Here is a 16,880-nt window from a genome sequence, read left to right on the forward strand (position 1 = left end):
TTTCATGGTCCTTCCTGCGCAAGCTCGCCTGCGTAGGTGTCAATGCAGGCGTGCAGATCGGCCATCAGCACATCCAGCTCATCGCTGGGGGGCATCCGGCCATTGCGCAACTGCTCTTCAACCGCGCCGCATCGATCGCCCAAGGCACGTTCACCGATCATCATCAGCGCGCCTTTCAGGCCATGCACGCGGTCGAGCAACTGGGCGGAATCGCCGGCCGAACGGGCTTGCTGGATGTTGTCCAGGTCGTTGCGGCCGCTGTCCACGAACACCCGCTTGATGCGTGACGACACTTCGCGCTTGGGTGGTGGCACCGCAGCGGGGGGCGGCTCGGGTTCGGGCTGGGGTGCCTGCCCCGTGTTGCGCTCCATCAGCGCCGTCATGGCCACCTGCAGGCGCTCCAGGTTCAACGGCTTGAGCAGGAGCTCATCAATGCCCGCCGCCAGGCAATGTTCACGCTCGCTGGCCAGCGCGGTGGCGGTGATGGCGATGATCGGCAGCCGGTGGCCGGCATTGCGCAGCTCGGTGGCCAGCGCGTAGCCGTCCATGACCGGCATGTTGATGTCGGTCAGCACGGCGACATGGATCACCGGATCAAAGGCGTCCAGCGCCTGCTGGCCGTTCTCCACGGCATCCACGTCCAGCTCCAGTTCTTCCAGCTGCTGCTGCAGCAGCTCGCGGTTGACCTCGTTATCCTCGACCAGCAGCACGCGCACCCGCCGTTCACCACGCGGCGCTGACGGAGCTTCGGACGGGGCGCCAACGGACCGTTGCAGGGCGGCGCCGGACTGATCCGGGCGCAGGGCCGCCAGCAGCGCCTCGCTGGCGAAGGCACTGACCACGGTCACGCCATCGCTGCGCAGCTCCGGGTGCAGCGGACCATTCGGTTCGGCGCGGATCACCCGCGCATGCGAAGCCCTGGCCAACGCCTCTTCCGCCTCGGTCCAGGCACGTTGCTCGCCCACGATCAGCAACGGGCTGCTGCCCTGCCCGGGCGCGGCCTCCTGCGGCACGTCCATCGCGGTGACCGTTGCGCCCCAGTGGTCCAGCACCCGCGCGTACTCGGCACGCCATTCCGGGCTGCTCGACAGCAGCGTAACCGCTTGCCCGGCCAGCGGCGCGGCGGGCACCGGCAGCGGCAGCTTGCCCACCGGCAGGCGTAGGCTGAACCGGCTGCCGATACCCTGCGAGCTTTCCGCCTCGATGCTGCCCCCCAATGCCGTGGCCAGTTGCTGGCACAGCGCCAGACCCAGGCCGCTGCCGCCATAGCGCCGCGACACGCTGGCATCGGCCTGCTGGAAAGGCTCGAACACCTGCGCCAGCTGCTGTGGCGACATGCCGATGCCCGAGTCGATGACGTCCAGGCACAACAGGAACGAGTCCTCGTCCCTGATGTGCAGGCCGGCGCGCAGCATCACCCTGCCCGATTCGGTGAACTTGACCGCATTGCCGACCAGGTTGTTGAGGATCTGGCGGATGCGATGGACATCGCCCACCACGCCCTGGTCCATGCTGAACTCCTGCGCGATGTACAGGCGCACGCCCTTGCGCTGCGCTGCCGGCGCGAACAGGATCGCGGTCTCCTCCAGCAACGGACGCACCGGGAACGGTGCAGACTCAATGTCGAGCTGGCCGGCCTCGATCTTGGAGAAATCCAGTACGTCGCTGATGATGCTCATCAGTGAGTCGGCAGAAAATCGGATACGCGCCAGCCGCTCGAGCTGGCTGGCCTGCAGCGGTGAGCGTGCCAGCAGTTCCAGATGCCCCAGCACGCCATTGAGCGGGGTGCGGATTTCGTGGCTCATGGTGGCCACGAAGGCCGATTTGGCCCGGGTGGCCGCTTCGGCCGATTCACGCGCGCGTTCAGAGTCCTCGCGCGCCCGCCGCAGGTTGTCCTCCAGTTCCACCTGGTCGGTGATATCGCGCATGGCGCAGACCCAGACCGGCTGCTCGCGGTAGGACGCCGGCGCCATGCCGACCTGCAACTGCATGCGATTGGCCCGGCCACTGCCTTCACCCGGCCACTGGAATTCGCCGGCGTTGTCACTGCCGTGCGCGCGGCCGTGGGCGGACAACTCCGCGTACAGCGTGGGCACCGCAGCGCCCCCGGTATTGCCCTGCCCCCAGGCCGCGACCAGGCGCTGCGCGGCCTGGTTTTCCAGCAACGGGGCGCCGCTGTCACGGGCAATCAGCGCCAGCCCGATCGGCGCGGTGCCGATGATCGCGTTACTGAGCAGCTCGCTTTCGTAGACCCGTGATGCATCGGCCAGTGCAGGGGCAAACACGCGTCGATCCATCCTCAGCAGCAACGCCCACAACAGCAGGATGATCGACAGCGCTGCGGCCGCAGTCACCAGCAGCTTGTCGCCCTGCTCGGCCCAGATATCGCCCCAGCCATAGGCGTGCAGCAGCGCCCAATCGGTACTGAGCAGGTTGCCGGTGACGATGAACTGCCCTGCCTCGTAGCGGCGCAGCGGCTCCTTGGAGGACGTATCGGTGGCCCACGGCGCCAGCGCGGAGGCCTCCGCTGCGGACATGCCGCCACTGCTGAAGATCAGCTTGCCGTCGCGGGAAACGGTGATGAACCGGCCCCGTTCGCTGGCGGCCAGCCGGGCCTTGATGTTCTCCACCGATTCGAACACAACCCGGCGGAAGTAAGGGGTGGTTCCGTCGGCCAGGGTAAGGATGCCGATCAGCGATGGCTGGCCGCTGAGCGGATTGATGCCATACCGGGAGGCCAGGCGCCCCGAACGGAAGGCGCTGCTGATCGGACCGGCCTGCGGCGGCAGCGTCCGCGCCGTTTCCTCCTCGCGCATCAGCAGGGCAAAGGCCTGCCTGCGCGTGGCCACCCCCAGCGTCTGCAGCAGCTGCGCTTCATCGTGCATGTTGCTGATTGCCAGCAGGCGCCCTTGCGGCTCGTAGGCATACATCACACCGGGGCCGGTGGTTTCAAGCGAGCTGATGGTGGCCGCACTGTAAGCCGAATAGGCTTCCAGCATGCCCAGATAGGCGCGCAGTTCCGCGGCGTTCAACGGGTTCTCGGGCAACCCCAGTACCAGCCACGGCACGGCCGTGCGCCCTTCGGCGCGGACGATCAACTGATCGCCCTGGGCGCGGAAGCGCTCGGCCAGGGGTGCACCAGCCGCTTCCAGCAGGGGCCGCTGTTCGGTCCAGATCAGATCGTTGCCGTTGATGGAACTGGCATAGGCACGATCACGTTGGAACAGGAAGTAGTCGATGGCCGATCGTGCTTCCAGGAACGACTGCCGCTCACGGGCATGGAAGTCCTCGACGCTGCCCAGCGCGCTCACCACCGCGGTGAGCAGCACCAGTGCGGTCAACAGGCCGCCGCCGCCGAAGATCAGGCGCCGACGCAGGCGGCGCAGGCCATCCAGGCGCGCAGTGAAGGCCTTGGGGTCCTGGCTCGGCTGCAGACTCACAGATGACATCCGGATGTCGCCGTAATTGAATGCGGTGAATCTACTTCATTCGGGCCATATCCGGCATGGCGTGACGGGATCAGCACATCCCGAGCGGCGTGATCGTGCCGCGACGCGCATGGCCACCCCATCGCGAGCAGGACCCGGTTCAGAGCATGCTCTCCAGATCGGTGCACCAGCTGGACTTGGGCGCCATTGCCGGATCCAGCGGCCAGGAACTGGGGCGCGCACCCTGCACCACCTCCACCGGCACGGTGACGATGAACCGGCTGCCGACCGCGGGGGTGCTTTCAATGTCTATCCAGGCACCCAGCCCCTCACAGAGCTGGCGGCACAGTGCCAGGCCCAGGCCTGAGCCGCCGAAGCGCTTGGAAATGCCCGCGTTGGCCTGTACGAACGGCTGGAACAGCTGCGCCCGCTCCTCGGCACTCATGCCGATGCCGGAATCGACGATCTCGAACTTCAGGGCGTCCTGGTCGGCCACCCGCTGATGACCGAGGGTGAGCTGGACACGGCCCGAGGCGGTGAACTTGATGGCGTTGCCGACCAGGTTGCGCAGGATGCGCTCGATGTGATCTTCCGTGGCCAGGCACACTGCCGGGACACGGGGATCGACGGCGTGATCCAGGTCGAGGTCCTTGGCCAGGGCCAGCGGCGCGAACAGCAGGGTCACCCGCTCAAGCAGCGCGGCCGGAGAGAAGTTGACCGACGGCGCAACCAACTGCCCGTACTCGGCCTGGGAGAAGTCCAGCGCTGTGCCGATCACCCGCATGAGCGAGTCGGTGGCCTGCCGCAGCCGTGCCACCCGCTGCTGCTGCTCACGTTCCAGCGTGCTGCGTGCCAGCAGTTCCAGGTGCCCCATGATGCCGTGCATGGGCGTGCGGATCTCGTGGCTGATGGAGGCCACGAATGCGGACTTGGCCTGCATCTTCTCGTCGGCCGCAGCGAGTGCAAGCCGGCACGTATCCATCTGCTCGGTCCACGGCAGTACATCCTCGACAACGGCCAGGATCGGGCAGCCGGGGACGGTGTGCAGATGAAACGCACGCACCTGGAACCGCTGCCGCTCGTTGTCGTGCAACGGGATGACTGCCGTACCCACGTCCCCGGCGTCGAGGGCGCGCTGCCTGATGGAACCGTCCTGCAGGCGCGAAAACAGGGGGGGGCTGGTGTGCTCGGACATCCTGCGCATCGAGCGATTGCTGAAGGTGATGCTGCCGGTGGCTGGATCCAGCAGCACCAGGCCCTGTGGCAGCCGGTCCATCAGCGCCTGCTGCAGCTGTTGGCGCTGGCACAGTTCGTCGGCGGCCTTCTGCGCGGGCACGCAGGTGCGTCGCTGCAGGCGCAACAGCACCATCCACAATGCAGCAAGCAGCGCTGCCGCAATGACCAGCACGGCACGCATGGACGGGAGGACTCCGCCCAGAACGTCCTGCCAGGTGAAGCGCTCCACCAGGAACCACGATGTACCCTCGACCGGCAGCGCCAGGGTGAAGCCGCCATCGTGCGGGCGGGCGCGTACCGCATCACCCAGCAGCAGCCAGGTGCCCGCCAGTTTCTCCAGCTCACGTTCCTGGCTGTCGGTAACCGTGTAGGTCGCTGCGACCGGCGCGCCGCCATCGTTCACCAGCGCGATACGGCCACCGCTGTTCGAGCGCATCAGGGCGACCATGGTGGCGATCGGCTCGTAGGAGACGAAGGCCGCAACGGGCGTCTCGTTCTGATGGGCGTAGAACGAGGCGACCAGGGAAGGTTCGCCGGTCAGTGGATGGCGGCCCGTCGACCAGCGTGCATGCGCCTTGCGCCCTACACCGGCCAGCATGGGAATACTGTCGTTGCTGGATGCAGCGGAGATCAGCCCGGCCGATGCGCGCAGTGTGTCGAACAACTGCTGACGGGTGGCGGCACCCAGCGAGTGCTTCAGCTGCGCCTCGCTCAACCCGTGGCACAGGGAAAGATAGTTGGCGGTTGGGTCAAAGAAGTAGGAAATGCCAGCTGGCACACGTTCGCCGGGGCCCGCCACCACCTGGGCATGCGACATCGCCTGGCTGAGCTGCAGGTAGCGATCAAGGTGTGCAGGGTCCCAGCGATCGGTATGCAGCCCGAGCGCCATCTGTGGCCGGCCATCGGCATCGCCGACGATCATCACGCGCTGCCCGCCGTCCAGATAGCGCTGGCGCAGGTCGTCCAGCCTGCCATGCAGCTGCGGTGGATGCTGCCAGGTGTATTCGGCCATGCTGGCCAGGCGCGCATAGCTTGCCTCGCGGCGCGACAGCTCCAGCTGTACGGCGTTGTGCGCGCGACGGAACTCGGAGATCCGCTGTGCCTGGAACTGGTTGATATAGGTGAACGCAACCAGTACCAATACCGCGACCATCGCCATGCTGAAGCCAATGCCGCAGGCCACCATCATCCGGCGCGAATGAAGGTGGAGCGGCTTGAGCGCGTTGATGGGGGCTGCGTTCGGCGTTGAGAGGGGGTCAACGAGCGTCACGATGACCTCGAGGTTGGGGCTGGGCGTACTAGATGCCCGCAGTATCCTCAGCTCGGCGGCAACATCCTCTAGGACAAGGATTAATTTATCGGCCGCTTTCGCGGGTAAATCGGTCGCGTCCTATATCCGGTGAACGGATCGCACACGAAGCTGGCAACCTGCCCCACTTCCCTTGCACGGCCCAGCATGCGCTACCTGGTGATACTTGATCCGCTGTCCACATCCAGCAAGTGCTATGCCGGAAAGGGAGTGGATGGAACGTGGTACGGGCAGGCGTGCCTTGCGTGTGTCGAGTTGGATGCCTCGCACCCCAACTATCTCCTCGCTGTGAGGGCATTCGAATTCGGCGGGAAGGAGCTTCGGCAGCGCCTGCATCTTCCTCATGACGCGGTTGCCTTCGTGGTGGAATGCGAAGACGAGATTTCAACGCAGGTTGGTTTCCGGAAGCTGACCTACTAGTGCTCGCGCGCGCCACGCAGCTCCACGCAACCGCTGGCTGCGGCAGCGCATGAGGATTCACCGAAAGGGTTGTTGGACATCATTGCGTTCCTGCGGGCAGTGAGTGGTGCGCCTTGGAGCAAACCGAGGGATGCATTTTCGCTGCTGCGAGGTGAATGTGGTGAGGGAGTTCCGTCCTCGGGGCTCAACTCCGGCCTCACGGGCCGACAGCCCGGCCTTCACGGCTACCACGGCACCTGCAATGCAACTATGCAGGACGCGCCCTCCCTCCCCTCGGTAAACCATGACCCACCTTCGCCGTCTGTTTGGCCGCTGGCTGCGCCTGCGTCGTCGCGTGCGTTGGCGTTGGCGTGAGCGCCAGGCTTCAGCACCGGCCATCGAGGCCACCGAGGGCCCCCTGCGTGCGGCGCTGTACAGCGTTGAACAGATGGAGGTGTACGGCCGCGCGCTTGCGCGCCAGCATCGGGTACGGATGCGACCAGGCGCGGAGCGCCTGCTCGATCGCCTGCAGGCCAACGAGCGTGTGCTGGAAGACGCCAACACGCTGCTCAGCAGCGTGGTGCGTGAGCAGCGGCCGGTCACCCCGGCCGGGGAATGGCTGCTCGACAACTACTACCTGATCGAAGAACAGATCCAGACCGCACGGCGCCACCTGCCACGCGGCTACAGCCGGCAGTTGCCGTCACTTGCCTCCGGCCCCTCGGCCGGATTGCCGCGTGTGTACGAACTGTCGATGCAGGCAATCGCGCACGGCGACGGCCGCATTGATGCCGACACGCTGGGCCGGTTCATCGCCTCGTACCAGTCGCTCGCGCCGCTGAGCCTGGGCGAACTGTGGGCCGTACCCATCATGCTGCGGCTGGCGCTGCTTGAGAATCTGCGGCGTATGGCCGCCCGGGTGATGCGCGATGGCACGGACCGAAGCCTGGCTGCACAATGGGCTGACAATCTCAATCTCGCGGCCTCCGACACCCCTACTGATGTGGTGTTGGTTGTTGCCGACATGGCACGGTCCGCGCCGCCCCTGACCGGCGCGTTCATCGCCGAGCTGACGCGCTCGCTGCAGGGGCGCGGCGGCGCGTGGGCCATGCCCATCGCCTGGCTGGAACAGTGGGCGGCGGCGGCCGGGCAGCGCGTCGACGAGCTGGTCGCCGCTGAAGGGCAGCAGCAGGCGGCCGATCAGGTATCCATCGGCAACAGCATCGGCAGCCTGCGCTTTCTCTCCACCATGGATTGGCGCACCTTTGTTGAAGACATGAGTGTGGTGGAGCAGCGGCTGCTGGAAGACCCGATGGGCGTCTATGCCCAGATGGATTTCGCCACCCGCGACGCCTATCGCCACGTGGTGGAGAAGATCGCCCGCGGGAGCCGCATGGCAGAGGAACGCGTTGCAACCATCGCGCTGGACCTGGCACGGGCGGCTACGCCGCCGGATGGGCAGCGCACGCACGTTGGCTACTGGCTTGTCGGCGAAGGCCTGCACGCGACTATTGAAGCGGTGGCCGAGGCAGCACCGCGCCACCGCAAGGCACGGCGACTGGCGCATCGCGTGCCGCTTGCGCTGTACCTGCTGCCGATCGGCCTGCTGGCGGTGCTGGCCACCAGCGGCCTGCTGGCAACCGGCAGCGGCTCGGCACCTGTCTGGCTGGCCGCGCTGCTCGGGCTGCTGGTGTTCAGTGAGCTGGGCATCGTGCTGGTGAACTGGACCGCGACGGTGCTGGTCGCCCCCAGGCCGCTTCCCAAGCTCGATTTCAGCGAAGGCATTCCTGCCGCGTGCGCCACCGTGGTCGCGGTCCCCTCGATGCTGTCCAGCGTCGACGGCATCGACGTTCTGGTCGAAGCGCTGGAGGTGCGCTTCCTGGCCAACCGCGATCCCCAGCTGCGCTTCGTGTTGTTGACGGATTTTCTCGACGCGCCAGCAGCACAGGCGCCGATGGACGACGCTCTGCTTGCGCACGCCGTGGCACGGATCGAGGAATTGAACCATCGTTACGCGCCCGAGCGCGGCGACCGCTTCTACCTGCTGCACCGGCCCAGGCAATGGAACCCCGGCGAAGGCGTGTGGATGGGCCACGAGCGCAAGCGCGGCAAGCTGGCCGCGCTCAATGCCCTGCTCCGCCAAGGCGATGCGGCTGCGTTCATGCGCATCGTCGGAGACGCGTCGGCCCTGATCGGCGTCCGTTACGTCATCACGCTGGACTCGGACACGCAGCTTCCGCGGGATGCGGCACGCGCGTTCGTCGCCACCTTGGCGCACCCGCTCAACCGCCCGCGCTTCGATCCGCAGCTGCAACGCGTGGTGGAGGGCTACGGCATCCTGCAGCCCAGCGTCGGCACCAGCCTGGGCAGGCGCCGCACCTCGCGTTTTGCCAGGATGTTCGGCAGCGAGCCCGGCATCGATCCGTACACGCGCATGGTCTCGGACGTCTACCAGGACCTGTTCGACGAAGGCTCGTTCGTGGGCAAGGGCATCTATGACGTCGACGCCTTCGAGCATGCGCTGGAGGGCCGCCTGCCCGAGAACCGCATCCTCAGCCACGATCTGCTGGAAGGCTGCTATGCACGCGCAGGCCTGGTCAGTGATGTGCGCCTGTACGAGGACTATCCCGAGCGCTACGCCGCCGACGCCAAGCGCCGTGCGCGCTGGATCCGTGGCGACTGGCAGCTGCTGCCGTGGTTGTTGCCGTGGACACCGCGCCCGGGCCCTGGTTGGGAACGCAACCGGCTCAGCCTGCTCTCGCGCGGCAAGTTGCTGGACAACCTGCGCCGGAGCGTGGTGCCGATCGCTGCCCTGGCGTTGTTGGTAGCCGGTTGGCTGTACGCGCGCAACCCTGCTGCGTGGACCGCGTGGGTGCTGGGGCTGTGGTTCGCGCCGCCGCTGATAGGCATGCTGCGTGATGGCCTGAGCGTTCCGGAAGACACTCCGCTGGAAGCGCATTACATCAAGGTCGGGCGCGGTACGTTGCAGTCGTTGCTGCGCGCGTCCACCCAGATAGCGTGCCTGCCCTACGAAGCACTGCTGGCCAGTGACGCCGTGCTGCGCACGCTCTGGCGCATGGCCGTCACGCGACGTCACCTGCTGCAATGGAACCCCTCCAGCGAAGTCGAGCGCCGCCTTGGCAGCGATCGCGGCGCGGAATGGCGGGTGATGGCGCCGGCCTCGCTGCTGGCGCTCGCGCTGGTGGCTGTGGTGGCCGGCGTGCGTCCGCAGGCACTGCCGATCGCTCTGCCCTTGTTGTTGGCGTGGACCTTTGCGCCGGCATTGATGGCGTGGCTGGGTCGCCCGCCGGCGGCAAGCGTGGCCGAGTTGTCGGTCACGCAACGGGCGTTCCTGGGCCGGCTTGCGCGGCGCACCTGGTCCTTCTTCCAGGCCTGGGTGCGCGAGCAGGATCACTGGCTGCCGCCGGACAACATCCAGGAGCATCCGGCGCTGGTGGTCGCGCGACGCACCTCGCCGACCAACATCGGCCTGTCCCTGCTGGCCAATCTGTCTGCGTGGGATTTCGGCTATCTGCAGCAGGGCGCGGTGGCTGAACGTACCGCCCGCACGTTCGATACGCTGGACCAGCTGCCGCGCCATCGCGGCCACTTCCTGAACTGGTACGACACCGAAACCCTGGCGCCGCTGCCGCCGCGCTACGTCTCCACCGTCGACAGCGGCAACCTTGCCGGACACCTGCTTACCCTGCGCCAGGGCCTGCTCGCGCTGGTGGATGCGCCGGTGTTGGCGCCGCACACGTTCGATGGCCTGGCCGATACGCTGGGCGTGCTGGAAGAGGAGCGGCAGCGTCATCGCGCCGATGATGCGTCGCTGGTCGAGGCGCTCAATCATCTTCGCCAGCGTCTGGCGTCTACGCGTGTCGACCGTCCCGTCGGGACGGCGCAGTCGCTGGCCCGTCTGCAGGAACTGGCCGGTCTGGCCGACGACCTGCTGCTGCAATGGCCGGCACCGCCATCGCCCGAGGAAGGCGAACTGCATTGGCCGGCCCTGCTCGCCGCCGAATGCCATGCCGCCCACGCGTCGCTTGCCGATCTCCCTGCCGATGTAATTGCAGACGACGAAGCGCCGGTGCCCAGCCTGCGCCAGCTGGCTGCCCTGTCCGGCAAGGCCGGCGCGGACGCACGCGCGCGCATCCAGCAGATGCATGCCCTGGCGCACCGTGCCGGGCAGTTCTCGATGATGGAATACGGGTTCCTGTTCTACCGCACCCGCAACCTGCTCTCGATCGGTTACAACGTCGACGACCATCGCCTCGACAACAGCTTTTACGACCTGCTGGCATCCGAAGCACGACTGTGCGCCTTCGTCGCCATCGCCCAAGGCCAGTTGGCGCAGGAGAGCTGGTTTGCGCTCGGCCGGATGCTCACCGAGGTCAACGGCATGCCGACGCTTCTGTCATGGAGCGGCTCGATGTTCGAGTACCTCATGCCGCAGCTGGTGATGCCCAGCTATCCGGACACGCTGCTGGACCAGACCGCGCGGCATGCGGTCGAGGCCCAGATCGTCTACGGCCGCACCCTGAACCTGCCGTGGGGCGTGTCCGAGTCCGGCTACAACGCTGTCGATGCGCGCCTGAACTACCAGTACCGGGCGTTTGGTGTGCCGGGGTTGGGGCTGAAGCGCGGTCTGGGCCAGGACCGTGTCATCGCGCCCTATGCCAGCATGATGGCGCTGATGGTGGCGCCGGAAGCTGCGTGCCAGAACCTTCAGGTGCTGGAAGGATTGGGGTTCGCCGGGCGCTTCGGCATGTACGAGGCGATCGACTACACCCCTGCCCGCCTGCCACCCGGGCAGGATCACGTGCTGTTGCGTTCGTTCATGGCCCACCACCAGGGCATGGGCCTGCTGTCGCTGGATTACCTGTTGCGCGACCAGCCAATGCAGCGCCGCTTCCTTGCCGACGCCGAGTTCCAGGCCACCCTGCTGTTGCTGCAGGAGCGTATCCCGCGCATCGGCGTCTTCCATCCGCACGAAGTGGAAGCGCTGGGCGAGCACTCCGCCCTGGCCGAGCACGAGACGTCGCTGCGCGTGCTACGGGACCCGGGTGGCCCGCGCCCGGAAGTGCAACTGCTGTCCAATGGACGCTACCACGGCATGCTGACCCACGCCGGCGGCGGCTACAGCCGCCACGGCGACCTGTCGCTTACCCGCTGGCGCGAGGACGGCACCACCGATGCCTGGGGGTCGTTCTGCTACCTGCGTGACGTCGACAGCGGCGAGTTCTGGTCTGCCGCGTACCAGCCGACGTGCGTGGCGGTGGACAATTACGAGGCGATCTTCTCGGACGCCAAGGCGGAATTCCGTGGTTCGCGCCGCGGCTGCGAGAGCCACCTGCAGGTCGCCATCTCCGCCGAGGACGACATCGAGCTCAGGCGCCTGCGCCTGACCAACCGCAGCCGTCGCCCGCGCACGGTGGAGATCACCACCTATGCCGAAGTGGTGCTGGCACCTGCGGCGGCCGACGATGCGCATCCGGCCTTCAGCAACCTCTTCGTGCAGAGCGAAATCCTGGCGGCCAAGCAGGCGGTGCTGTGCACGCGTCGGCCCCGTTCGCACGACGAGGTGCCGCCGTGGATGTTCCATCTGGTCGCGGTGCATGACGCGGAGGTGGTGTCTATCTCATACGAAACCGACCGCGCACAATTCCTGGGCCGTGGCAACACACCGCGGACGCCGCAGGCATTGACTTCCGATGCCGAGCTTTCCGGCACCGATGGCTCGGTGCTCGATCCGATCGTGGCCATCCGCGTCCGCGTGGTGCTTGAGCCCGAGCAGACCGTGCAGCTGGACATGGTGTATGGCGTCGGCGCCGACCGCCCCGGTTGCGAGGTGCTGGTGGACAAATACCGTGACCGCCGTCTGGCGGACCGCGTCTTCGATCTGGCCTGGACGCACAGCCAGGTGGTGCGTCGGCAGATCAATGCCAGCCAGGCCGAGGCGGCGCTGTACGAGCGCCTTGCCAGCCACGTGCTGTATGCCGGCCCCCTGCTGCGCGCGGGTGCCGGCGTCCTCCTGCAGAACCAGCGCGGACAATCCGGGCTGTGGAGCCATGCCATCTCGGGCGACCTGCCCATCGTGCTTCTCAAGGTCACCGATGCGGACAATGTGGAACTGGTCAGGCAACTGGTGCAGGCTCACGCCTATTGGCGCCAGAAGGGACTCAACACCGACCTGGTCATCTGGAACGACAGCAAGGCCGGCTATCGGCAGGAACTGCAGGACCAGATCCTGGGCATGGTGGCCGCCAGTTCGGAGACAGGCCTGCTTGATCGCCCCGGCGGCATTTTCGTGCGGCCGGTGCAGAACATGACCCACGAGGACCGCATCCTGTTGCAGGCGGTGGCGCGGGCGGTGATCAGCGACGAGGACGGCACCCTTGCCGCGCAGGTCGGCCGACAACCGCTGCCCCCGCGAAGGATCCCGCCCCTGTTGCCGCAGGCAGTGCAGGAGGAACTTGCGCTCTCGATGGAGTCGGCTCCCGGGTTGCCCATCGTCGCCGACTCGGGCCCCGACGTCGGGTTGCCCCCGGGCGCCGGGCACGATGAAGAGATGGACGACCCGTGGCCTTTCCTCCCCCATCGCGGCACCGGCCAGTTCGACAACGGTACCGGCAGCTTCAGCGAGGACGGTCGGGAGTACGTCGTAGTGCTGCGGGAAGGGACGCCGACGCCAGCGCCCTGGGCAAACGTGATCGCAAACGCCCGCCTGGGCACGGTCGTCAGCGAGAGTGCGCCGGGCTACACGTGGTTCGAGAATGCACACGAATTCCGCTTGACGCCCTGGCTCAATGATCCGGTGTCGGACACGGGCGGCGAGGCGTTCTACCTGCGCGACGAGGAGACCGGTCATGTCTGGTCGCCGATGCCGCTGCCGCGAAGGGGCAGCGGGGCGTACCGGACACGGCACGGATTCGGCTACACGGTCTACGAGCATGTCGAGGACGGCATCGCCAGCGAGCTGTGGGTATTTGTCGACGTCACCGCGCCGCTGAAGTTCTCGGTCCTGCGCTTGCACAACCTGTCGGGCAGTACACGGCGGCTGTCGGCCATCGGCTACGTCGAATGGGTGATGGGTGACCTGCGGGCGAAGTCGCGCATGCACGTGGCGACCGAGCGCGACCACCAGAGCGGGGCGCTGCTGGCGCGCAATGCCTACAACACCGATTTCGGCGGCCGGATGGCCTTCTTCGACACCGATGCAGACGGCTGCGGCTGGACCTGTGATCGCCTGGAGTTCATCGGCCGCAACGGCAGCCTGCAAGCACCTGCGGCGCTGCGGCGCGAACGCCTGGATGGACGCCTGGGTGCGGGCCTGGATCCCTGCGCGGCGATCCAGGTACCGCTGGAGCTGGCCCCGGGCGATCGCAGTGAAACAACATTCCGCCTTGGCGCGGGGCGCGACCGCGAGGAAGCGCTGGCGCTGGCACGAAGCCGCCAGGGGGCTCAGGAAGCCATCGACGCGCTGGACGCGGTACGCATCCACTGGCGCAATGTGCTGGCCACGGTGCAGGTGCGTACACCGGACCCGGCGTTGGACGCATTGGCCAATGGCTGGCTGGTCTACCAGACACTGGGTTGCCGCTACCTGGCGCGCAGTGGCTACTATCAGTCAGGCGGAGCATTCGGCTTCCGCGACCAGCTGCAGGACGCGCTCGCCCTGGTACACGCCCGCCCGGACCTGACCCGCGATCACCTGCTGCTATGCGCTGCACACCAGTTCACCGAAGGTGATGTGATGCACTGGTGGCACCCACCGCAAGGGCGCGGCGTGCGCACCCGCTGCTCGGACGATTATCTCTGGTTGCCCCAGGGCGCGTGCCGCTATCTGGAAGTCACCGGCGACTCCAGCGTGCTGGACGAAGTGGTCGGTTTCATCGAGGGGCGTGCGGTGACCGCGGAAGAGGAAGGGTATTACGACATGCCCACACCCTCGACGCAGCGCGGCACACTGTACGACCACTGCATCGTTGCGCTCGAGCGTGGTTGCCGGTTGCTCGGCGAGCGCGGCCTTCCGTTGATGGGAACCGGTGATTGGAACGACGGCATGAACCGCGTTGGCGACCAGCAGCGCGGAGAAAGTGTGTGGCTGGGATTCTTCCTGCATGACACGCTTCGTCGCTTCATCATGCTGGCCAATGCCCGCGGCGATGCAGCCCGTGCGCAGTGGTGCCAGGAGCAGGCCGAACGCCTGCGACGGAACCTCGAACACCATGCCTGGGACGGGGCGTGGTATCGCCGCGCCTGGTTCGACAACGGGACCCCGCTGGGCTCGTCACAGAACGAAGAATGCCGCATCGATTCGATCTCGCAGAGCTGGTCGGTGCTGTCAGGCGTCGCCGCGCCCGAGCGCGCCTCGCAGGCGCTGGATTCGCTGTACACGCACCTGGTGCGAAAGGACGCCAAGCTGATCCAGCTGCTCGATCCGCCCTTCGACCAGACCCCGGAGGACCCCGGCTACATTCGTGGATACGTGCCGGGCGTGCGCGAGAATGGCGGCCAGTACACCCACGCGGCCGTATGGGCGGCGATGGCATTCGCACAGCAGGGCGATGCGGAACGTGCCTGGGAGCTGGCGGGCATGATCAACCCGCTCAGTCACACGCTGGACCCGGAGGCGATCCAGACCTACCGCGTCGAACCCTATGTGCTGGCGGCGGATGTATACGCCGTGCCTCCGCACGTCGGGCGAGGCGGCTGGACATGGTATACCGGGTCGGCCGGCTGGATGTATCGCCTGTTGGTCGAATCCCTGCTCGGCATACGTCGCGAGGGTGATCGTCTGTCGCTTGAACCGTGTCTGCCCGATCACTGGCCGTCATTCGAATTGAGCTACCGCTTCGGCCGCAGCTTCTATGAATTCGTGGTGACCCGCAGTGCGCAGGGCCGGCCGACGCTGCATGTGGATGGCGCGCTGCAACCGGATCTCAGCGTGCTGCTCCGCGACGACGGTCATCACTACCGCATCGCGCTTGACCTGGGGGCGGCGCCAGGATGAACGTTCGCCCCGAAATACAGTTGCAGCCTGATGTACCTGCTCATCTCCAGGCGGCGATGCCAGCTGTTCGAGGCCGCCTGCGATGCTGGCAAAGCGCTGCGGGCGGCAACAACTACCTCGTAGAAACCTTCCGTGCGTAGCGCAGAACCGTTTCCTCATCCTGCATGGCAATCTTCGCCGAAGACAGCCACCTGCTGGCTGCGCCCTGATTCTCGATAGCCCTCGCAAGATCGTCACACAGACAGTTCGCACAAAGGTAGCCTCCAGGGCTCGGCCTGCGGCATCTCTTGCAAGGCAGCAATGTGGTCTCCGAGGGACTTCGGAGCTGATAGGCAATGCGTACCATCAGGGCCTCCGCGTCCGTGCTTCTGTCATTCAACCTGCTCACACCCGTTACTCCTTCCACAGAAAGGGGGCAACGCAGGCCTGCGCCGCCCTCCTCCAACTACCTGCAGCCGAGATTACTTGTTCGGCTTGTGCGATCCATCCTTGTTGGCATGGCGGTCCTTGGACTCCTTGTCCTGAAGTTGCTGTGCCTGCTGCTGCTTCTGCTTCCCAGCGTCCGGTTCGGCAACCGCGGGCTTGTTCGAGTTCGAGGCGTCACGTTTAAAGTCATTCATGGTCTACTCCATCGCGATGGATTCACCGCATGAGCAGCATGCGCCCACCCCTGTTGTTCACAGGTCGCTTTCAGAGCGGAAAATGAACACCCCGCATGAACACCCCGTCGCCGCCAAAGCTCCAATGCATCCATGTGATGGCAATCCGAGTGGCATGCCTGGCAATGCAGGTCGCCGGACGTGGTTTGATCAACCGTTAACCTGCAGGTGCCACACTCCTGTCTCACGGCTCTTCCCAGGCGCGAAATGCTTCGCCCCCAAGTCCAGCCCCCAGACGGCTCGGCACATGCATCCTCCCAATGCCTTCAGGATCCACACGATCCAACTTCTTCTCGCGCGCAATGATGCAATCGTCCACCTCGAGCAGGTGCGATCAACATGCAAGAACTGTGGGCTGCGGTCCTCAATGACCGAGAGCGCCGGGCTCAGAGCGGGCCCGACAGGCACGACACTGACGTGCCCGGCTTGCGGGGCTACAGGGCTGATGGATGAAATGGAGATATGGCACCACTGGCTCGAGCAATGCCGGCGCCAATGATCTACCCGTCGCCCGGATGCCTTCCAGCCAGCGACCCCATCGTAAAGGCGTAACCTGCCTGCTCCAGAAGCGCCCTCATGCGCAGCTCAACACCGCGGGGTGAGCGCAGGCCGTTCGGTGCATAAAGGGCATACACGTAGCCAGCACCGTCAATGGTCTCGCGGCGTACAGCGCACTCGTTCGATTCAGCAGCTTCGCACCAGACGGACATCAGCCTTGCGGGACTGATCGACTGCCCGCTGCGAAGGCGAAAGAACAGCCAGCGCACCCCTGGCGGTCGAGCTTGATCCAGTCTGGCCATTGCGATTCCCGGATTCCTCTGCATGGATCACTG

The 16,880-nt window shown here is 66.3% G+C and carries 5 protein-coding genes; 2 read left to right on the forward strand and 3 right to left on the reverse strand.

The genetic code is table 11. The annotated features are described in order from the left end of the window. Positions 1 to 2: 2 nt before the first annotated feature. Together DI041_RS00110 and DI041_RS00115 are read right to left on the reverse strand one after the other, a co-directional pair. Entirely contained in the window at positions 3 to 3,449 is a 3,447-nt protein-coding gene (locus DI041_RS00110; RefSeq protein WP_136638033.1) for a hybrid sensor histidine kinase/response regulator, read from the reverse strand. Positions 3,450 to 3,588: 139 nt separating this feature from the next. Further along, a complete protein-coding gene (locus tag DI041_RS00115; RefSeq protein ID WP_136638032.1) occupies positions 3,589 to 5,934 on the reverse strand; it encodes a sensor histidine kinase in 2,346 nt (781 codons plus the stop codon). Positions 5,935 to 6,120: 186 nt separating this feature from the next. Between DI041_RS00115 and DI041_RS00120 the strand changes: the two genes are divergently transcribed. Both DI041_RS00120 and DI041_RS00125 read left to right on the forward strand, forming a co-directional pair. Beyond that, positions 6,121 to 6,393: a hypothetical protein gene (locus DI041_RS00120; RefSeq protein WP_136638031.1), complete on the forward strand. Its 273-nt coding sequence runs from the start codon at positions 6,121 to 6,123 to the stop codon at positions 6,391 to 6,393. Positions 6,394 to 6,676: 283 nt separating this feature from the next. Beyond that, positions 6,677 to 15,388 carry a glycoside hydrolase family 94 protein gene (locus DI041_RS00125; protein WP_136638030.1) on the forward strand — a complete coding sequence of 2,904 codons (8,712 nt, stop codon included), beginning with the start codon at positions 6,677 to 6,679 and terminating at the stop codon, positions 15,386 to 15,388. A gap of 461 nt (positions 15,389 to 15,849) precedes the next feature. Here DI041_RS00125 and DI041_RS21165 read toward each other — a convergent pair whose 3' ends face one another. Then, positions 15,850 to 16,008, reverse strand: a complete 159-nt coding sequence (locus DI041_RS21165) for a hypothetical protein (RefSeq protein WP_169050314.1) — start codon at positions 16,006 to 16,008, stop codon at positions 15,850 to 15,852. Positions 16,009 to 16,880 lie beyond the last annotated feature (872 nt).

This window comes from Stenotrophomonas maltophilia, from assembly GCF_004920835.1.
GTDB classification, from domain to species: domain Bacteria; phylum Pseudomonadota; class Gammaproteobacteria; order Xanthomonadales; family Xanthomonadaceae; genus Stenotrophomonas; species Stenotrophomonas maltophilia_AQ.